The 19,838-nt window shown below is 72.9% G+C and carries 10 protein-coding genes and 1 pseudogene; 8 read left to right on the plus strand and 3 right to left on the minus strand.

The window, feature by feature from the left end; all coding sequences use genetic code 11:
- Positions 1-282: 282 nt before the first annotated feature.
- Complete coding sequence (locus tag IE264_RS32635; protein WP_032759552.1) at positions 283-918, minus strand: TetR/AcrR family transcriptional regulator; 636 nt, start codon at positions 916-918, stop codon at positions 283-285.
- A 144-nt stretch (positions 919-1,062) separates the two neighbouring features.
- Between IE264_RS32635 and IE264_RS32640 the strand changes: the two genes are divergently transcribed.
- The gene (locus tag IE264_RS32640) at positions 1,063-1,416 is read left to right on the plus strand and encodes a DoxX family protein (RefSeq protein WP_032759553.1); all 354 of its coding nucleotides are present in this window, start codon (positions 1,063-1,065) and stop codon (positions 1,414-1,416) included.
- Between the two features lie 169 nt (positions 1,417-1,585).
- Positions 1,586-2,593 (plus strand): alpha/beta fold hydrolase, encoded by a 1,008-nt coding sequence (locus IE264_RS32645; protein WP_051821989.1) that lies wholly within the window; start codon positions 1,586-1,588, stop codon positions 2,591-2,593.
- A gap of 89 nt (positions 2,594-2,682) precedes the next feature.
- Here IE264_RS32645 and IE264_RS32650 read toward each other — a convergent pair whose 3' ends face one another.
- Entirely contained in the window at positions 2,683-3,369 is a 687-nt protein-coding gene (locus IE264_RS32650; RefSeq protein WP_032759554.1) for an SDR family oxidoreductase, read from the minus strand.
- A gap of 115 nt (positions 3,370-3,484) precedes the next feature.
- Between IE264_RS32650 and IE264_RS32655 the strand changes: the two genes are divergently transcribed.
- Entirely contained in the window at positions 3,485-4,048 is a 564-nt protein-coding gene (locus IE264_RS32655) for a TetR/AcrR family transcriptional regulator (RefSeq protein WP_032759555.1), read from the plus strand.
- 136 nt (positions 4,049-4,184) lie between these two features.
- Here IE264_RS32655 and IE264_RS32660 read toward each other — a convergent pair.
- Positions 4,185-4,925 (minus strand): annotated as a pseudogene (locus tag IE264_RS32660) (hypothetical protein); the annotation flags it as partial.
- Positions 4,926-4,928: 3 nt separating this feature from the next.
- On the opposite strand from IE264_RS32660, the gene IE264_RS32665 reads away from it, so the two are divergent.
- The 5 genes from IE264_RS32665 to IE264_RS32685 all read left to right on the plus strand — a co-directional run bounded on the left by IE264_RS32665 (position 4,929) and on the right by IE264_RS32685 (position 19,733).
- On the plus strand, positions 4,929-5,132 hold the full coding sequence (locus IE264_RS32665; RefSeq protein WP_051821990.1) for a hypothetical protein: 204 nt from the start codon (positions 4,929-4,931) through the stop codon (positions 5,130-5,132).
- A 159-nt stretch (positions 5,133-5,291) separates the two neighbouring features.
- Complete coding sequence (locus IE264_RS32670; protein WP_229887871.1) at positions 5,292-5,711, plus strand: hypothetical protein; 420 nt, start codon at positions 5,292-5,294, stop codon at positions 5,709-5,711.
- A gap of 62 nt (positions 5,712-5,773) precedes the next feature.
- The gene (locus IE264_RS32675; RefSeq protein ID WP_032759556.1) at positions 5,774-6,106 is read left to right on the plus strand and encodes an antibiotic biosynthesis monooxygenase family protein; all 333 of its coding nucleotides are present in this window, start codon (positions 5,774-5,776) and stop codon (positions 6,104-6,106) included.
- 322 nt (positions 6,107-6,428) lie between these two features.
- Entirely contained in the window at positions 6,429-6,920 is a 492-nt protein-coding gene (locus tag IE264_RS32680; protein ID WP_158706570.1) for a hypothetical protein, read from the plus strand.
- A 237-nt stretch (positions 6,921-7,157) separates the two neighbouring features.
- Positions 7,158-19,733: a non-ribosomal peptide synthetase/type I polyketide synthase gene (locus tag IE264_RS32685; RefSeq protein WP_190167747.1), complete on the plus strand. Its 12,576-nt coding sequence runs from the start codon at positions 7,158-7,160 to the stop codon at positions 19,731-19,733.
- The last annotated feature ends 105 nt before the right edge of the window (positions 19,734-19,838 follow it).

Here is a 19,838-nt window from a genome sequence, read left to right on the forward strand (position 1 = left end):
ATCTCCGGTGCCAGGAGGCTGGGTTGAGTGGCAGAGCCACACCTGCGGTCCGGGGCGGCGAGAAGGAGGGCGGGGCCAGGTGGGTGGCGGGGTCGGGTATCGCCGCCATGGAACTCCGGCGGACGCCTCGGACGGCGCGCCGGAGGGCGGCCGGGGTCGGGGGCGGCGTCGGGGAATCCCCGATCCGAGACGCGACGAGTGGGCGGGCGGAGCGGGATCCGTCCGCCCGCCCACTCCGCCTGGCACCGGGCGTCGGCGTCGGACGGTCGGCTTTGTGCGGGCCTACCGACCCAAGGCCGGCAGGGGCTTGGTCGCCAACGTCTGGGCCTCCTCGGCGGGTACGCCGAGCATGCGCAGGATCATCTCGGCGGTCTGCTCGCCCGCCGCCTCGTCGAGCTCGGTGGTGGCGCCGAGCTGGATCAGCCCGAGAACCGCTCCGCCGACGACACTCAGGGCCACCTGCGCGTCAGCGACCCGGAACCGCCCCGAAGCCCTGCCGACCTCCACGTCGCGCAGGGCCCTGGGGCCGAGCCCGGTTCCGCTGTGCACGTGCTGCAGGCCGCGGAAGCGGAGGATCCCGGTGATCTCCGGATGACTCACCGCCAGACGCAGTGCCAGCCGGACGCTGGTGGCGACGGTCTCGGCGGGATCGTCGATCAATTCCGTCGCGGCGTCGAGCAGCTGCCCGTACTCCTCCAGGGCGTCGGCGACCGCCGCGTCGAAGAGGGCTTCCTTGGTCTCGAAGTGGTTGTAGAAGGTGCCGAACCCCACGTCCGCGCGTTCGGCGATGACCTGGATGCTCACCTCGGCGTTGCCCCGCTCGGCAAGAATGGCGCGGGCTCCCCTGATGAGGGCTTGGCGGGTCTGGGCCCGGCGGCGCTCGAAGCGGTTCACGGGCTGAGGGGGCGACGGCTGCATGGGGCGACTCTAGTCCATAGCACAATTGATGAAAACATCAGAATACTGGCCCGGATCGCCGCCGGCACGGCACGAACCGGGGGCCGGCCCGAGGCCACGGCGCTCCGCTCCGGGATCGCCCACTCATCACTGAAACGGATATCCATGACCACCACAGTCACAGCTCTCTCGCTTCTCCTCGCCGCGCTGTTCGCGGCGCTGGGGACGGCCAAGATTCTCGCCCTGGGCAAGATGCGAGAGCTCGCCGAGAAGGACGGGTTCTCCGTGACCGGCTTCCGCCTGATAGGGGCCCTGGAACTCGCGGGCGCACTGGGGCTGATCGCGGGACTGACCGTGCCACCCCTCGGCGTCGCAGCCCTGTGCGGGCTCCTTCTCCTGCTGGGCGGCGCGGTCATTGTCCATCTGCGCCGAGGGCACAAGCTGGGGGAGCTCGTTCCGGCACTGCTGTGCGCAGCGCTCTCGGGAACCACTCTCATCCTGCTGGTCCTCCAGTGCTGAGCAGAGCGCAGCGAGCCATGCCGGCACGCGCCGGAGCCGCCACTCCCCCGCCCGGCGGCGCCGTGGGCTCCCCACCGGGTATCGAGCGAGGGTCTTGACGCCCTCACAGGATGATGCTTGTGTCAATGATGATGAAATCATCATTTCATGATTCGAGAGAGGACCGACCGTGCCGCACAACGCGATTCAGCACGAGTACGCCCCGCTTCCACAGAGGGTCCGCGCGGGACTGGAAGCAGGGTTCGCCAAGCTCTCCGAGGTCGATGAGTTCATGGACGAACTGCCGCAGACCTCTCCCCGCCCCCTCGACAACGACGGGGACGAGGAGCACCTGGGCGATGTCACCGTCACCCATCGCCCCGCAGACGCTCCCGGCGACGGCGAGACCGTGCGCTGGCACTACGTCGAAGCGGGCCCTTCGGACGGGCCCGTCGTGGTGTTCCTCCACGGCGTACCCGACTCCTGGTGGCAGTGGCACTACGCGCTTGAGGCCTTCGGCTCCGAATACCGCTGCCTGGCCATCGACCTGAAGGGATACGGCCAGTCGGAGAAGGGCACCGGCGACTTCCGGCAGGAGGGTGTCGCCGTCCAGCTCGAAGCCCTGCTGGAGCAGCTGCAGATCGAGCGGTTCAGCCTGATCACGCACGACAGAGGCACCCCGGTCGGAGACCACCTCGTGGCTCTCATGGGGGACCGCGTCCTCCGCTACGGCCGAGGACAGCAGCACCTCTGGCACCTGAGCCCTGATCTCCACCCTCAGCAGGCGATGTTCACCTCACCCGACGCGCCTTCGATGCTGGCCGACGCCGGCCGGTTCGTGGCCACCGCCTACCTCCTGCTCACCGAGCGCAGGGTGAAGGTCTCGGACCTCGCGCGGACCGTGCAGGAGTTCAGCTACGAGGGAATCAGCACGGCCGTACCCCGCTACTTCAACTCTTCGTCGTTCCGCCAGGAATGGATCGAGCGGCGCACCCGTCTCATACCTCGGTGGAAGTGCCCGGTCCTGCTCCTTCAGGGAGCGGACGACCCGCTCCAGCCCCGCGAGTTCTACACCGACCCCGACGTTCTGGCACAACTTCCGCGGGGGAGCGGCGTGCACCTCTTCGACTCGGGCCACTTCTGGCCGTTCGAAGTCCCGGAGGAAATGATCACTGTCCTGCGAGATTTCCTCAAGTAGCAGCGGACGCCTGCGCAACGCGTCGGGCGTCTCCTCGGCCACCCCGGCAGGTGGGATCCGAGGAGAGGCCCGGGTGCGGCCGCGCGTGTTCAGGCCGCTTCCGGCAGGGCGGCCAGGCCCTGCCTGATGTACCGGGTCGTCTCGTCGGCGAGGATTTCCGGCAGGCCCTTCTCGATGCCGCGCAGGGCCTGCGCGGCGACATCGGCGGGGTCGGCCTTCTGATCGGCGGGTACGGCCGCGGCCATGTCGGTGTCCATGTATCCGACGTGCAGCGCCGATACGGCGATGCCGCGGGGGGCCAGCTCCTCCCGGGCCGCGTCGGTCAGCGCCCAGGCGGCGGCCTTGGCCGCGGCGTAGGAGCCGAGGCCGGCCGGGTGCAGCCAGGACAGGACCGACAGGACGTTGAGCACGGCTCCCCCGCCGTTGCCCTCGATGACGTGGGTGAAGGCTCGCGTGACGGCGAGGGGGCCGTAGAAGTTCGTCTCCATCTCCAGGCGCACCGCGTCCAGGTCGCCCGTGAGCAGCGATGTGGCGGTGGAGATGCCCGCGTTGTTCACCAGCAGTGTGGTGTCGGAGGCGGTGCGGGCGGCGGCCCGGATCGACTCCTCGTCCGTCACGTCCAGCCGCAGCGGGACAGCGCCCGGCAGGTCCACCGACTCGGGGCGGCGGGCCGCCGCGTACACCTTCGCTCCGCGCTCCAGGAGCTGGGCGGCCAGATGCCGTCCGAGCCCTCGGTTGGCACCGGTGACCACGACGACCGCGTCCTTGAGTTCCATGTCCGCTCCTCGGGGGTTGCGCGGATGCCTGACGACCCGCACGCTTTAGATTATGTCCATAATCTAAACACCGGCTAGAATAGATGTCAACCGACATCCACATGGGAGGTGGCTCATGGGCCGCGTATCGCAGGCGCAGGCGGAGGAGAACCGCCGACGGGTGGTGGAGACTGCATCGCGGCTCTTCCGCGAGCGGGGCACCCACGTCAGCGTCGCCGACCTGATGAAGGCGTCCGGGCTGACCCACGGCGGCTTCTACAAGCAGTTCGCCTCCAAGGAGGCACTCGTCGACGAGGCGACCGCCCACGCCTTCGACGGGCTCACCCGGCGGCGCGACGACGGGCTCGAACAGCACGCCGGGCAGCGCGACGCCGCCCAGCGGGCACTGATCGCCACCTATCTCTCGGTGGAGCACCGCGACAGCGCCGCGGACGGATGCCCCGCCGCCGCCCTCGCCTCCGACATGGCACGCGAATCCGGGACCGACGAGGCACGCCGCGTCTACGCCGAGGGTGTGGGCGACTTCGCCGAGTGGCTCGCGGCCGAGGACGAGGACGGTATCGCCCGGCTCTGCACCATGGTCGGCGCGCTCGTCCTGGCCCGGGGCACCAAGGGCTCCCCGATCTCCGAGGAGATCCTCACCGCCGCGCGCGAAGCGCTGACGGCCGGCGGTCGATGAGGGCCACCGTCACCGCCCGCGCGCATCGGTCGTGATCGCGTGGGCGGCGGGCGGGACATGTAAGGAGCGGGCGGTGTCCGGGCAGGTGGTGTGCGGTGATGGACTGCGGAACGCCGGATCACCGGCACCACGTGCCTCAGACGGCGGGCGGTGGCGGCGCCAGGAGAGCCCTCATCACCGCGTGCGGCAGCGAGGGATTGGCAGCAGCTTGTTCCGCCACCCGCAGGTCGGTGTCGGTGCCGGTGCCGGTGAGGAGATCGGCAATGGTCTGCGGCGGGAGTGCCGGATGGCCGGCGGCCAGGGGACGTACCTGTTCGGCGCCCAAGCAGGCGAGCAGCGCGGAGGCCGTGACGTTACGGTGCCGGGCGACTTCCCGGAGCGCCTTCGGTACAGGTGGTTCGTGCCGGGCCAGTTCCTCCAGCAGCGCCGGGGTCGCGTCGGGATTGGTGGCCACCTTGGCCAGGACCCGGACTCCATGCCGGCCGACCATGGCACGCAGTTGTGCTTCGGAGAGCCCGGGGTGCGGGGCGACGGACTTGACCACCTTCGCGTCGGCGTCGGTGGCCAGGGCATCGCGTATCTCCGGCGGTAGGTCGCGTCGTTGCGCTACGAGCATCCGCACGGCCGGATCCGGGGAGCAGGCCAGCTCCTCGGCCTCGGCACCGGAGGCGGCGGCGATCCGCGGCAGCAGGGCTCCACCGATCCTGGTGCCGCGGGCCAGGCGGGTGAGTACGTCGAGCGGGATGTCCGGGTGGTGCGCGAGCCGGCGCCGCACGTCGTGGCTGTCGTCGCCGGCCAGCGCGCGGATCAGGGTGCCGTCGATCGCGGGGTTCCCGGCCACGTCGGCGCGGACCCCCGGGTCGGGGTCCGCGGCGAGGGGGTGACGTCGTTCGAGCCGGGCCTGCCGCATCTGACGAACGGTGTCCCGGCGGAGGAGGCGCTCGGCTTCGTCCACCACGGTACGGGGGCGGGTGACGTGGCGTTCCTGCGGTTCCTGGAGGACGAGCTCGGCATCTGCCTCTCCTTCGAGGAGACGGAGGCCGAGCTGTCGTCGGCGGCCTTCCCTCATGCTGCCGACGGATAGCTGCGCCGGGTTCTGCCACCTGTGGTGTGTCCGGCCGCAGTGGTGACGGCCGGGGCTCGCTTCATATGTGTGCGTGGGTGTCATGAGTATGTGTACTCGTGCGGCCGGTCCACCGCGCCACCATGCTGTGGCTTTCTGCCGAGTAGCTGAGGAGTGAGCGTGACGGGTGTTCGGAAAATCGCGACGGTAGCGCTGCTGACGGTGTTCGGGCTCGCGGGGGCAGGCGTCGTACCTGCCGTCGCGGCGACGGCCGGGGGCCTTCTGCCCCATCCCGGCCCGGACGGGCTGGTGTGGGTGCAGGAGAGTAAGGGTGACGGCGGTGTCGTGTCGGCGGGAGCATCGAACACATTGCCGACCGTGCTCACGGTGGCATGTGAGGGCGGCGGCGATGTGCGAGTGACGATGGAGTCGCAGGGGGTCCAGGTTGCCGCGTTCACGGTGGACTGTCCTGTGGGCAGTGCGGGTGTGGGCTCGGTGGCGATGGACCCGGGAGTGGTGCAGTGGGGTTCGTTCTCCGTGGGAGTCGACGCCTCGCAGGACGACATCCGGTGGGCGCTGACCGTGACACAGCCCGAGTAGAGGGTTCCCTGGCGCGGGGGGTGGCGCCCCTCCCGCCGAGCGCCGTACGGCAGGATGAGGCCATGAGCGTAGTCAAGATCAATGTGCTGACCGTCCCCCAGGAACAACGCGAGACGCTGGAGAAGCGCTTCGCCTCCCGGGCCCATGCCGTCGAGGGCTCGGACGGGTTCGAGTGGTTCGAGCTTCTCCGGCCTGTCGAAGGGACGGACAGCTATCTCGTCTACACGCGCTGGCGTGACGAGGAGTCCTTCCATGCCTGGATGGAGGGTCCGATGAAGGCGGCCCACCAGGGCGGCGGCACGGGTGGCGGCGAGCGGCCGAAGCCGGCGGCCAGCGGGTCCACCGTGTGGTCCTTCGAGGTCGTGCAGCAGGCCGGGCCGGCCGTCGGCGCGTAGCGGTACGACGTGAACTGCCCTGCCGGGCAGGCCGACCGGTTCTCCGGCGCCTCCGGGCAGGGCAGCGCCGCCCTCACCGGACGAACGGGCGAACGGGCGAACGGGCGAACGGGCGAACGAGTGGTGCTACCGGGCGAGCGGCGCTGCCGGCCGGTGAGACCACCCCCGAGCTGAACGCGTTCAAAGACCATGTCAAGGTGTACTCGTCATGGCGCTGCCGTCTCGGGGCGTCCGTTTCGGGATGCGGTCGGGGGACTTGACGGTGGGAGCGAGCGGGCTGCGGTGGCGACGGGGCGTCCTCGGGGTTGTGGGGGCGGCATTGATGGTGTTGAGCGCTTGCGCCGGTCCGGCCCAGTACTACGCCGGGACCGGTGTGCACGACGCCACGGTGGCTGAAGCCGCGGGGACCTGGGAGAACATCGAGAACACGCGGCTGACGCTCCGCCGCGACGGCACCGCGTCCTTCCAGCACCTGGACGGCCGGAACTTCGACTTCGACGACGGCTGGCGGGTCTCCGGCACCGGGACGTGGAAACTGAGCGACGACGCCGACGGGCAGGACATCCGCCTCACCATGACCGCCCGGACCGGAGCCGGGACGCGGAGCGATGCCGCCGTCGTGGATGCCTCGGCCTCCGCCCCCGCGACGTACAGGTGGAGCATGTATGTCGACCGTGATGAGCGCGACGCGTTGGCGCTGTTCTTCTTCATCGGCGATCCCGACAACGGAAGCACGTACGTACTGAGGAAGGTCGCCGCACAGAACGCCCCGGCCACGGCAACCCCTGCTGCCGATGGTGAGTCCGAGCGGTAGGGGCGCGGGCGCGTCGCGGTGGCCAAAGATACCCGGGCCCTCTCCGGCGATCCCTTCAGGCGGGGTCAGCCTCAGGGCGCACGCGGTCTCGTCCCGGCGGTTGATCCCCGGTGGCCAGGGCGTTCTTAGGATCATCACGGGGACCGCCGACCGGCGGGCGGGGGCGAAGCCCTCGGCAGAACCACGAATGACCAGTGCGCGCCTTGCCGCGTGAGAAGAACGGACCGACGGGGACCGGTGGACGACAACATGACACTGCTGGATGTACTGCTGGGCGCGGTCCGTAAGGATCCGGAGCAGGTCGTCGTCCATGTGTGCGGCGACGGCAGCGAGTTGACCGTCACTCTGCGCGAACTCCTGGACGACGCGCTGAGCGTGGCCGGCGGCCTCCGGGAGGCCGGTGTCGCGCCGGGGACCCGCGTGCCGTTGCTGGCCGATCGCAGCGAGGACTTCCAGCCGATGTTCTGGGGCGCGGTCGCCGCGGGACTCGTCCCCGTACCGCTGGCTCCCGATGCCCGGCGCGTCCTGCCGGTGTGGGAGCACCTGGGTCGGCCGCCCGTCGTCGTGGACGCGGCGACCGCTTCCGTGGTGGCTGAAATCCCGGGCGACGTACGCTCCCTGACGCTCGATGTGCTGCGGCGGGGGCCGGTGCTGCGGGAGCCCGTCGTCGCCGGGCCGGACGAGGTCGCGTTCGTACAGTTCTCCTCGGGGAGCACCGGTGCGCCCAAGGGTGTGGAAGTGACCCATCGTGCGGTGCTGGCCAATCTGGAGCAGATCCGGAAGGCCTCGGCGCTCGGCGCGGACGACGTCGTGGTCAGCTGGATGCCGTACTTCCACGACATGGGGCTCATCGGTACCCATCTCGCCCCGCTGGCCGCCGGGGCCAGGCAGGTGAAGATCGGTCCGCTGTCGTTCGCCAAGCGGCCCCGGGTGTGGTTCGAGGTGGCGGACCGGCACCGGGCCACCGTGCTCTCCGCGGCCAACTTCGCCCTGGCCCTGGCCGTACGGCGGGTTCCCGACGAGGTCGTCGCCCGGCTGGATCTGTCGGCGGTGCGGCTCATGCTGGTGGGCGCGGAGCCGATCGCGCCCGCCGTGTGGCGCGACTTCGCCCGCAAGACACGCCCGGCGGGGCTGGATCCGTCGGCGGCCCAGCCGGTCTACGGGCTGGCTGAGGCGACGCTCGCGGTGACGTTCCCGCCGCCGGGGGAAGTGGCCGAGCCGCTGGTCCTGGACCGTGCCTCGCTGAGCCGGGGTGTGGCGGTGGACGCCGTGGCCGGCGAGGGGGCCGTGGCGGGCGCGAGCGCCGTCGAGCTGATGGACGTCGGGCCTCCGGTGGCGGGCTGCGCCGTGCGGATCGTCGACGACGGGGGCGCGGAGCTCGGTGACCGGAGGGTCGGGCACATCATGGTGCGCGGTCCGCAGCTGGCCCGTGGCTACCACGGTCTTCCCGGCGTGAGCGCCGAGACGTTCGCCGACGGGTGGCTGCGCACCGGCGATCTCGGCTTCCTGAGGGACGGACGGCTGTGCGTGACGGGGCGCCACAAGGACGTGCTGTTCCTCAACGGCCGCACCTTCCACGCCCCGGACATGGAGGGGGTCGCGGCGGCCACCCCCGGGCTGCCTCCCGGTGCTCCTGCGGTGATCGGCTCGACCGATCCCGTGACCGGTGGGGAACGCGTCGTGGTGTTCGTCCCGTGGGCCCGGCCGCCGGGCGGGGCGGCGGAGGTGCTCGAACGGGTCGCCGCCCGGGTGCGCGAGGCACTGCTCCACGACGATGTACGGGTGTTGGCCCTGCCTCCGGGGGCATTCCCCCGTACGACGAGCGGGAAGCTGCAACGGCAGCGACTGCGGGAGCGGTTCGAGGCGGGTGAGTGGGGGACGGGGGGCGCTGGTGCCTCCTCGGCCGGTGGCGGGGGTGCGTCTGCAGGAGGTGCCGGGGAAGCGGCTGCGGCAGGTAGCGGGGAAGCGGCTTCGGCCGGTGCGGAAGCTGATTCTCCGGATGGTGCCGGGTCCGCATTTCCGGACGGTGCCGGGCCCGCGTTTCCGGACGGTGCCGGGTCCGCCTATCCGGTACCGGTGGCGGCGCCTCGGTCGCGGGGCGAGGCCGAGCAGGTCGTACGGGACGTGTGGGCGCGTGTGTTGGGGCTCCCTGCCACCTCGATCGGGCGGCACGAGTTCTTCGGGAGCCTCGGGGGGACATCGCTCAAGGCCATGGAGGCTCTCGTGGCGCTGGAGGACGCCTTCGGCGTGCCGCTGCCACCGGCGGTGATCCGTGACCACGGCACCGTCGCCGCGCTCGCCGGCCATCTTCTGGCCACTGTCCCGGCGCGCCCGTCAGCCACCTCGCAGGGCGAGCAGCCCGAAGGAGCGGCCGGGGCCGGTACCACCGCTGCGGCCGTCATCGGGATGGCCTGCCGGTTCCCGGGGGCCGACACACCCGACGCCTTCTGGGACCTGCTCATCGACGGGCACGACGCCGTCGTCCCCGTACCGGACGGGCGGTGGGACGACACCGGGGCCCCGCCGGCGGCTCCCCGGAAGCGCTGGGGTGCTCTGGTCGACGACCCCGCCGGGTTCGACGCCGAGTACTTCGGCATCGGCGAGGACGAGGCCCGTGCGCTCGATCCGCAGGGGCGGCTCTTCCTCGAACTCGCCCATGAGGCCCTCGAACGCGCCGGCTATGCGGGTCCCCGTCGGCGCGGCCGCCGGATCGGGGTCTTCGCCGCAGTCGGGGAGAGCGGCTACCGGGAGGTGCTGGACCGGGCCTCCGCCGAGGGGGCCCCGCTGCCCGCCACGCTCACCGGGAACCTGCCCGGCCTCGTCGCCGCCCGCGTCTCCCAGTGCCTCGACCTCGACGGGCCCGCGCTCGCCGTGGACACGGCCTGCTCGTCGGGGCTGGTGGCCCTGCACCTGGCGCGGCGCAGCCTCCTGGAGGGCGAGTGCGACCTCGCCGTCGTCGGCGGGGTCAACCTCCACCTGACGTCGACCGGTCACCGTCTGCTGGAGGAGGCGCAGGCCCTCTCCCCCACCGGCCGCAGCCGCGCCTTCAGCGCCGACGCCGACGGCTTCGTGCCCGGTGAGGGCGGTGCCGCGATCGTCCTGACGCGGCTGGATGCCGCCCTTGCGGCCGACGACGCCGTGCTCGCGGTGGTCCGGGGCACGGCCGTCAACAACGACGGCCGTTCGATGAGCCTCATGGCGCCCAACCCGCTGCGGCAGCGCGAGGTCATCACCCGGGCGTACGAGGCGGCCGGTGTCGACCCCGCCTCGGTGACCTATGTGGAGGCCCACGGAACGGGCACGGCCGTCGGGGACCCGATCGAGCTGCGCTCGCTCGCCCACGCGTTTCCCGTACGGCCCGACGGCGTGGAGCGGCTGCTCGGTTCGGTGAAGACGAACATCGGGCATCTGCTCAACGCGGCCGCTCTGCCTTCCCTGGTGAAGGTCGTGCTGGCGCTGAACCACCGCAGGCTTCCCCCGTCGTTGCACCACACCTCCCCCTCGCCGGGTCTCGCGCCCGCCGGTTTCTCCGTGGTGACCGAGGCGCGGGAGTGGACCGCTACCGGGCCGCTCGTGGCGGGCGTCAACGCCTTCGGTTTCGGCGGTACCAACGCCCACGCCGTGCTTGAGCAGGCCCCGCCCCGCACCACACAGGTTCCGCCCCGCACCTCGTACGAGGGTGGGGAAGCCGGGCCGCATCTGCTGACCCTGTCGGCCCGCAGCGCGGCCGGGCTGCGGGAGGCGGCAGCGCAGCTCGCCGCCCATCTGGACGGCCACCCGGAGCTGGACGAGGGCGATGTCTGCCTGACCGCGAGCACGGCCCGGGACGACGGTCCCCACCGGCTCGCCGTCGTCGCGGACGGTGACCTCTCCGCCCGCCTCACCGTGTCCGCCCGGGGAGGAGAGGGAGTGGCCCGTTCGCGGCCGCGCCTCGTCTTCCTGTTCCCGGGGCAGGGCGTGCAGTTCCCCGGCCGCGACCGGGCCCTGTACCGTACGGCGCCGGTGTTCCGGGACACCCTCGACGAGGCGTCCGCCCTCCTCGGGCCGGTGCATGGGCGGCCTTTGGTGGACTGGGGAGTGGATCCGGACGCGGACCCCGGCACCCAGGCCCTGACAGAGGTGGCGCAGCCGCTGCTCGTCGCTTCCGGGGTCGCGCTCGCCCGCCAGCTGCGGGACTGGGGCGTGGAGCCCGACGCGGTCGCCGGGCACAGCGTCGGGGAGATCACCGCCGCCTGCGTCAGCGGGGTGCTGACCCTCCGGGACGCCGTACGGTTCGCGGCCGAACGCGGCCGTCTCATGGGCGCGTTCACCGAGCCCGGCGCCATGATCGCCATCCGCGGCGGTGAGGAAGCCGTCGCGGCGGCGGTGGCCGGGGCGGAGGGTGACCTCGCCGTGGCCGCGTACAACGGTCCGGGCCTCCAGGTCCTCTCCGGTTCCGTTTCCGCGGTCGAGCGCGCCGCCCACGCTCTCGGTGCCCAGGGCGTTCCCGTACGTCGGCTGCGGGTCTCCCGTGCGTTCCACTCACCGCTCATGCGGCCCATCGCGGACCAGCTCGCCGCCGCGGCGCGTGCGCTGACCCTCCATGAGCCGTCCGTCCCGCTGATGAGCACGGTCACCGGCGAGTGGCAGCCGGTCCTCGGGCCGGAGTACCTGCGCGACCACGCCCTGCGGCCGGTGCTGTTCGGAGCCGCCGTGGAGCGCCTGGCCGGGGAGGGGTACGACACGTTCGTCGAGGTCGGGCACGGCGCGACCCTGTCGGGTGCGGCGCGCGCGGCGGCGGCCACGGGGGTACGTCACGGGGCCGATCCGGACGACAGACCTGGTGGTGGGCCGTGTGCGGCCGCATCGGGGGGAACTGTCTCCGGTGACGTGCTGGTGCTCCCGGCTCTGCCTGGCGGTTCCCACGACCGCGAGCCAGGCGGTTCCGGCGACCGTGAGCCGGGCGGTTCCGGCGACAGCACGCAGCGCGGTGACGGGCGCGGGGCGCTCCTGGAGACGATCGGGCGGCTGTGGTCGCGTGGTGTGCCGTTGGACCGGACCGCGCTCGACGCCGGCCACCACCGGGTTCCGTTGCCCGCCTATCCCTTCCAGCGCAGGCGGTACTGGGCTGATCCGCCGGTGAGCCCGCTGCTGCACCGGGTGCTGTGGGAGGACTCCGTCCTGCCCGGGACGTCGGCAGCGGGTTCGGCATCGGGGTCGGCGTCGGCGACGGCGACGGCGACGGCGACGGTGCGTTCCGTCCTGTTGACGGGTCCTGACGCCTCGTCCGTCAGCCGGCTCGCCGGGCAGCTCGCCGCCCAGGGCATCAAGGTGCACACCGGGGGCGAGGAGCCACCGGACGCCGTGGTCCTGGTGGCCGGTCCCGCGCCCGGCCAGGAGGACGCCGACGCCCTGGGACGGGCTCAGGAGACCGCGCTGGCCGCCTTCGATGAGGCCCTCGCCCGGCTCGACGAGACACGAGCGAGGCGGCTGCTGGTGCTGACGGAGGACGTCCACACCACGGGGGCCGCGCCCGAGCGGCCGCGACCCGCCCATGCGGTGCTGGGCGGACCGTTGCTTGCGTTGCCGCAGGAGACACCGGGCGGTTCGGCCACCGGCGTCGATCTCCGTTCACTGGACACCCCCGCCCAGCGGCTGGCGGCCGTGCTCTCCGAACTCCGTGCGGAGGGCACGCCGGGCCGGGCCACCTCGGTCGCCTGGCGCGCGGGCCGCAGGCTCACCCGGAACATCTCGCCCCTGGCGTCGAGGGACACGGTGGTGTCCCCGTTGCCGGTCGACGGCACCTTCCTCGTCACCGGCGGCGGTGGCGGGATCGGGGGTGCGCTCGCCCGGGACCTGGCCGGAAGGGGCCGCCCCACCCTCGTACTCGCCGGGCGCTCCCCCCGTCCTCCCGCCGGACTCGTCGAGGAGCTCCGGGCGCTGGGCGCCACCGCCCACTACCGGGTGGCCGATGTGACGGTGGAGCGGGACGTGGACGCGCTCCTCGCGGGACTGCCGCGCCTGGACGCCCTCTTCCACGCGGCGGGGGTGGTCCGTCCCTGCACGCTGCGGAACAGAAGCGCGGACGGGACGGCCGACGTCCTGGCGGCGAAGACCCGGGGGGCTCTGCTGCTCTCGCTGGCCCTGCGGCGGCACGGGCTCGACCCGGCGGTCTGTGTGGCGTTCTCCTCGGTCTCCGCCCTCCTGCCCGGCCTGGCGGGTGCGCTGGGCGACTACGCGGGGGCCAACGCCTTCCTCGACGCGTTCGCCGCGTCGGAGCGGCGGTCGGGCAGGCCGTGGCAGTCCGTGAACCTCGCCGCGTTCGCCGGTACGGGCATGGCCGCCGCCCTCGGCACCGGTGGGTTGCCGGGCTCCGCCCCCGTACAGCGGCCCGGAAGCAGGCCGGTGGCCACCGCTCCCGCGCTGGCGGCGCTCCGCACGGCGTGTGCGGTCGATGCGGCGCAGGTGCTGCTCGCCGATCTGACGCCGCCGACCGCGAGCACGGAACTCCCGGCGGCCGGGAAGGAATCAGGCGCGGCGTCGCTGCCGATGCTGCCGCTGCCGGGTGCGGTGCCCGGGTCCGTAGGGGATCGTCGGCCGGAGTCCCCTCCGATGGCCGCAGAGCCGACACCGGGCGCGGGTACCCGTACGCAACCGGGCACAGGTACCGCCGCGTTGTTGCGCCGGCTCCTGGCCTCGGCACTGCGGCTGCCCGCCGCCGAGGTCCCCGACGACGCGCCGTTCCTCTCCCTCGGCCTCGACTCGCTCGCGGCCGTCGACCTCGTCCGGCAGCTCGAACGGGAGCTGGGCGCCGCCCTGCCCGCCACGCTCTTCTTCGAGTACCGGACCGTCCGCGAGCTGGCCGCGCACCTCGACGCCCCGGCCGGCCCGCCTCCGGCCCACCGGGTGGCCCCCTCCCCCGTCGCGGACGGCGTGCCGTTCCCGCTCACCCCCGTGCAGCTGGCCCTCCACACCAGCGGCCGGCTCCACCCGGACATCCCGGCGCACGGCTATGTCCGCCAGACCGTCCAGGGGCCCCTGGACAGCGAGCTCCTCGGCCGGGCGCTCACCGCGCTCGCCGACCGGCACGCCATGCTGCGGGTCCGCGTCGAGAACGACACGGACGAAAGCGGGAGCGGCGAGGACGGGAGCGGCCGGACGGTGCCTCGGCAGTACATCGCGCCGCCCACCGACCTGTCCGCCTGGTACGAGGTGCGGGAGCGCCCCGGCCCTGTCGAGGACCTCGAAACCGCCCTGCGCAACCGGCCGTTCGACCTCTCCGCCGAGCCTCCCGTACGCGCGGTCCTCGCCCGGGAGAGCCCTGACCTGGCCCATCTGGTCCTGGTGATCCACCATGTGGCCGGCGACGGCTACAGCCTCAACGTCCTCGCCGAGGAACTCTGGTCGCTCTACACCGCCCTCGCCCACGGGCAGGAGGCCCCGCACGAGCCCTCGCTGCCCGCTCTCGGCACCGACTTCGCGCGGTACGCCGCCGCTGCCGCCGAGGAGCGTTCCTCCGCGGCCGGTGCCGCGGGCCTCGCCGCCGACCTGCGCTACTGGTCGGACCGGCTGGCCGCCCGGGGCGAGGTGCTGCGGCTGCCGTACGACGGTGATCCTGCCGCCCTCCCGTCCGCTCCCCTGGCCTCCCGTCAGAGCGCCCTCGACGCACCGCTGACCGCCGCGCTGGAGAAGCGGGCCGCTGCCCACGGCGTCAGTCTGTTCCACCTGCTGCTCGCCGCCCATGTGCGCTGTCTGGGCCGGTGGAGCGGGCAGCGCGAGGTCGCGGTGAACGTGGCCCGTGCCCGGCGGGATGCCCGGCTGCCGGGTCTGGACCGGCTCGTGGGGCCGCTCGCCGACACCCTTCCGCTGCTGTGCGCGACCGATCCGGACGAGTCGGTGGCTGATCTGGCCGAGCGGCTGGGGCAGATCTGGCCGGAGAGCGAGCGGCATGCGGCGCCCACCAGCCTCGATCTGGCCCGGCTGCTGCCGGAGAGCCCGGTCGGGGCCGGGCCGCGGACGGTGAGCCCGGCCGGCTTCAGCTTCGCCCGCTTCCCTGCGGCGCTGGACGCGCGGTGCCCGGTGACCGTGCGGCCGACGGCGGCCGGGACCGGCACCCCGGCGACCCGCCTCAGCCTGCTGTGCTGGCAGGACGGGACGGTCCTGCGCTTCTCGTGGAACTACCCCGTCCACCTCTTCGACGCGGGGACGGTGGCCCGGCTGGACCGCGACTTCCACGACGAGCTGACCGCCCTTGCCGGGGCCCCGGCCATACGCGCGGAAGCCGGCTCCGCCACGATCGCGGGGCGGCTGCTCGCGCAGTTCCGGGCCACCCCGGACGCGGTCGCCATCGACACAGGCGCGGGCACAGGCACAGGCACAGGCACCAGTGCCGGCACCGGCATCCTGACGTACGCCGAACTCGACCGCGCCTCCCACGCGCTCGCGGCCCGGCTCCTGGCCCACGGTGTCACTCCGGGAAGCCTGGTCGGGCTCCTCACCGAGCCCGGCGCCGACGCCGTCGTCTCGGTCGTCGCCGTCCTGCGCGCCGGCGCGGGCTGGGTGCCGCTGGACTCCGGCCACCCGACCGCGCGCCTGGCGGACCAGCTCGCCCGCTCGGGCGCCCGTACGGTGCTCTGTCACGCCCCCACCCGGGCGGCGGGCGAAGCCCTCGGTGACGTAACTCTGGTGTCCGTCGACGCGTCGACGCACGCGCCGCAGGGGGCGTCCGACGACCCGGTCGGTCCCGTCGACGCGGACTCGACCGCCTATGTGATCTTCACCTCCGGGTCCACCGGGCGGCCCAAGGCCGTGCCCATCACCTACCGTTCGATGGAGAACTACCTCTCCTGGGCCATCAGCACCTTCGGGTACGACGAGCACGACCGCCTCGCCCAGACGGCGTCGCTCTGCTTCGACGCCTCCGTCCGCCAGCTCCTCGCGCCTCTGCTCGTCGGCGCGACCGTGGTGACCGTGGGCCGGGATCTGCTGCGCGACCCCGATCTCCTGCTGACCCACGTCGAACGCGCCCGGATCACCGTGTGGAGCTCCGTACCCACCCTCTGGGAACAGCTCCTCAGCGCCTCAGAGGAGCGGGTTCGGCGCGGCGCGCCCCGGCCCGGTCTCTCCTCGCTCCGGTGGATCCACGTCGGCGGCGAGGCTCTGTCGCCCGCCCATGTGCGCCGCTGGTTCGATCTGCTCGGCAGCGGCCAGCACATCGCCAACCTCTACGGCCCGACCGAAGCGACCATCAACACGACCTGCCACATCATCCGCGCCCGGCCCGGTGACCACGTACGGACTCTGCCCATCGGCCGTCCGGTGGCCGGGACGGAGGTCGAGATCGTCGGGCCCGACGGGGAGCTGCGGCAGCCCGGCGAAGCCGGTGAGCTCCTCATCGCCGGGATCGGGCTGACGCCCGGATACCTCGGCGAACCGGCCCTGACCGAGGCCGCGTTCACGATCCGGCGGGGTCGGCGCTGGTACCGCAGCGGCGACCGCGTGCGGGCCGCCGAGGACGGCACCCTGGAATTCCTCGGGCGCCTGGACGACCAGGTGAAGGTCCGTGGCAATCGGGTCGAGCCGGGCGAGATCGAGGCCGTGCTCCAGGCCCATCCGGACATCACCCAGGCCGTCGTCCTCCTCCAGGACGGCCGCCTCGCCGCGTTCGTGACCCCGAGGCCGGGAGCGTCCGGCGTGGACCCCGTGGCGCTTCGGCTGCACCTGGCGGAGACGCTGCCTCCGTACATGCTGCCGTCCCGCATCAATGCCGTCGGCAGGATGCCGCTCACCGGCACGGGCAAGATCGACCGACGTCAGCTGCTCGCCCTCGGGGCGGGTGAGCGGACGGAGGGCGACGGCGAGCCGGTGGAAGCGGGCGCGGTCCCGCGTACGGCGCCCATCACACCGACCGAGGTCCGGCTTGCCCGTATCTGGTCGGTGCTGCTCCAGGCCGACGACGTGTGCCGTGAGGACGACTTCTTCGCTCTGGGCGGCGACTCCCTGCTCGTACTGGAAGTGTTCGCCCGGCTGGAGAAGCACGGCGGGCCGCTCCCCCGGCCGACCGTGATCTACCGTCACCGCACCCTGGCCGCCCTCGCCACCGCCGTGGACGCGGCTGAGGCACCGGACGCGGCGGACACGTCGGTCCCGGAGCCGGCCGTGAGCGTTACGGAGAGCGCAGGGCCCGCGCCCTTCCCCCTCACTCCCTCCCAGCGAGGGTTTTTGCTGGCGGAGGCCATCGCGCCGGGTTCGGCGTCGTCCTGGCTCACGCGGCTGCGCCTGCGCGGCCCGCTCGACACCGCGCGGTTCCAGGCGGCGGTGGACGCCCTCGTCGCTCGGCACCCCATGCTGCGCACCGTCTTCCCGGCCGGGGCACGTCCGGCCGTGCAGCAGGAGCTTCCGCCATCTCTGCGCCTGCCGGTCGACTTCGAAGTCCTCACCGGCCCGGATCAGCTGGAGGACAGGGTCGCCGCCGAACGGGCGCGCCGCTTCGAACCCTGGGCCTGGCCCCTGCTGCGGCTGCGGGTGCTCACCCTCGCCCCCGACGACCATGTCCTCGTGGTGCACGCCCACCACATCATCGGCGACGGCTACAGCGCGGCGCTCCTGGTCCGGGAGCTGACTACCGTGTACGACGCGCTGTCCTACGGTGAGGAACCGGGTCTGGCCCCGCTGCGCAGCACTTTCCGCGACCACGCCGCCCAGCTCGCCGTACGGGCGGGCGCGGACGCCGCAACCGCCCCCGGCACACCCGCCGTCACGTCGGCGCCCGCGCGGGGCGAGAGCCTGTCGACGCCGGACGAGGACCGGTGGGCGCGGCTGAGCGCCCCCTACCGGCTGCCGGAACTCGGCGGCGGCCAGGGCACGGCGAGCCCCCACATACCCTTCCGCACCCACGGGTTCACGATCGAGGCCGACCGGGTGGAGGAATTGCGCGCCCTGGCCTCCCGCACCGGCACAACCCTTTACGCCCCCGTGCTGACCGCCTACTACCGGGCGCTCGTGGCGGCGACCGGCCAGGCGGACTTGGTGCTCGGTCTCGCCGTGAGCGGCAGGGACCTCTCCCTCCCGGACGCGCACCGGGTGTTCGGCCCCTTCGCCACGGCCGTGCCCCTGCGGCCGGCCGGCCCGGGCTCCGGGCGGTCCTCCGACGCGGACTTCGAGGACGATCTGCGGCGGGTCGTCGCCGAGGCCAACGCGGCGCAGGTCCACGACGGTCCCGTACCGGCGCTGCCCAACGGGCTGCCCCTGGCCTCCCAGTTCTTCTTCACCTACCTGGACTTCTCGGCCCTGGGGCCGGAGAGCGGGCGGACGCTGACGGTCGGCCGGCAGGACGGCGGGAGCGAGTACGCGCCGCCTCCGGTCGGTACGGATGTGTTCCTGGCGGCCGCCCTGGACGCCGGGTGTCTGCGCCTCACCGTGCGCGCGTCGGCGGCGGCCTTCACTCCGGAGGCCCTGGCCGTGCTCGCGGACGGGGTACGGGACGGGCTGACGCACGCGGTGGCCGCGCCGGCACCGGGTCAGCGGCGCGCCGGGAGCCTGACCGCGCCGAGCCCGGGCGGGGCCGGGCGGGAGCAGAGGCAGGGGCAGAGGCAGGGGCAGGGGCAGGGGCAGGGGCAGGGGCAGGAGCAGGAGCAGGGGCAGGAGCAGGAGCAGGGGCAGGGGCAGGAGCAGGAGCAGCGGATGGATGCCGCGCTCATCGGCTATCTGCCCTCCCCCGGCCACCTCGCCCGGCTGGCGCGGCTCCCGGAGGCGGCTCTGCCGCGCGAGGAGTTGCGCACCCTGCTCTTCCCGGACGGGCGGCCACGGCTCCTGGAAACGCTGAGCACCCCGTTGGGGCGTTCGGGCTTCGTGTGTGTCCCGCTCTTCGCGGACGAACTGGCTCCCGGCGACACCCTGCTCGGGCACACCGCACGCGGCGTGGACCTCGCCTCGTCCCTCGGTGCCCGGTCCGTCTCGCTCGCCGGGATGATCCCCTCGCACACCGGTTACGGATTCGACGTCCTGCGCGCGATCGGCAGCACCGGAACCGCCGGAACCACCACGGCCGTGACCACCGGCCACGCGGCGACCGTCGTCTCCGTCGTCAAGACCGTCCACGCCGCGCTCGATGCCAGCGGGCAGGAACTGGGCGCTCTCACCGTCGCGTTCGTGGGGCTCGGCTCCATCGGCTCCTCCTCCCTGGAGCTGCTGCTCGGCCAGGCCCAGAGTCCGCCCGCCCGGCTTCTGCTCTGCGACGCACCGGGCAGCGGCCCACGGCTCAAGGAGCTCGCCGACCGCCTCCGCGAACGCCGTCTCGCCGATGCCGTCGACGTATACGAGTCGGACCGGGGGCTTCCCGACGCGGTGTACGGGGCCCGCCTCATCGTCGCGGCCGTCAGCGGCGGCGGCACGCTCCTCGACGTCGACCGCCTCGCACCCGGTACGACGGTGGTCGACGACTCGTTCCCACACTGCTTCGACACCGGGCGCGCCCTCAGCCGGATGCGCCGGGCGAAGGACGTCCTGGTGGTCGGCGGCGGGCTGCTGAGCATCGGGACCGTCGAACGGCAGGTGGCGGACGGGCTTCCGGCGGCCGCCGTGGCCGGTTATCTCGCGCAGCCCTCGCTGCCGGACACCATCGCGTCCTGCCGGCTGGAGTCCCTCCTCCATGCCTCCGGAACGGACGTACCGCTCGTTCGCGGTCCGGTCGGTGCGAACACCGGCCTGGCCTACTGGGCTGCGGCGGAAGCCACCGGAACGCGCGCCGCACCACTCCATCTGCTCACCCACGCCATCGACATGGATACGGCCCGGCAGATCCCGCACCGGGCATTCCGGGAATTCCGGGAATGAAACGTAAGAATTGTCTCTCCGCACCTTCCGCACGACGGGAAACATCCGGATGAAACCCCTCCGGAAAGCCGATTCACTTTTCGACACCACTCCCTCCGGAGAAAA

It is taken from the genome of Streptomyces microflavus (assembly GCF_014650075.1).
Classification (GTDB): domain Bacteria; phylum Actinomycetota; class Actinomycetes; order Streptomycetales; family Streptomycetaceae; genus Streptomyces; species Streptomyces microflavus.

Excerpts from the sequence above, each read along its gene's own strand:
- IE264_RS32650 (WP_032759554.1), bottom strand. The coding sequence starts at position 3,369 with ATGGAACTCAAGGACGCGGTCGTCGTGGTCACCGGTGCCAACCGAGGG.
- IE264_RS32655 (WP_032759555.1), top strand. The coding sequence starts at position 3,485 with ATGGGCCGCGTATCGCAGGCGCAGGCGGAGGAGAACCGCCGACGGGTG.
- IE264_RS32680 (WP_158706570.1), top strand. The coding sequence starts at position 6,429 with ATGGTGTTGAGCGCTTGCGCCGGTCCGGCCCAGTACTACGCCGGGACC.
- IE264_RS32635 (WP_032759552.1), bottom strand. The coding sequence starts at position 918 with ATGCAGCCGTCGCCCCCTCAGCCCGTGAACCGCTTCGAGCGCCGCCGG.
- IE264_RS32640 (WP_032759553.1), top strand. The coding sequence starts at position 1,063 with ATGACCACCACAGTCACAGCTCTCTCGCTTCTCCTCGCCGCGCTGTTC.
- IE264_RS32675 (WP_032759556.1), top strand. The coding sequence starts at position 5,774 with ATGAGCGTAGTCAAGATCAATGTGCTGACCGTCCCCCAGGAACAACGC.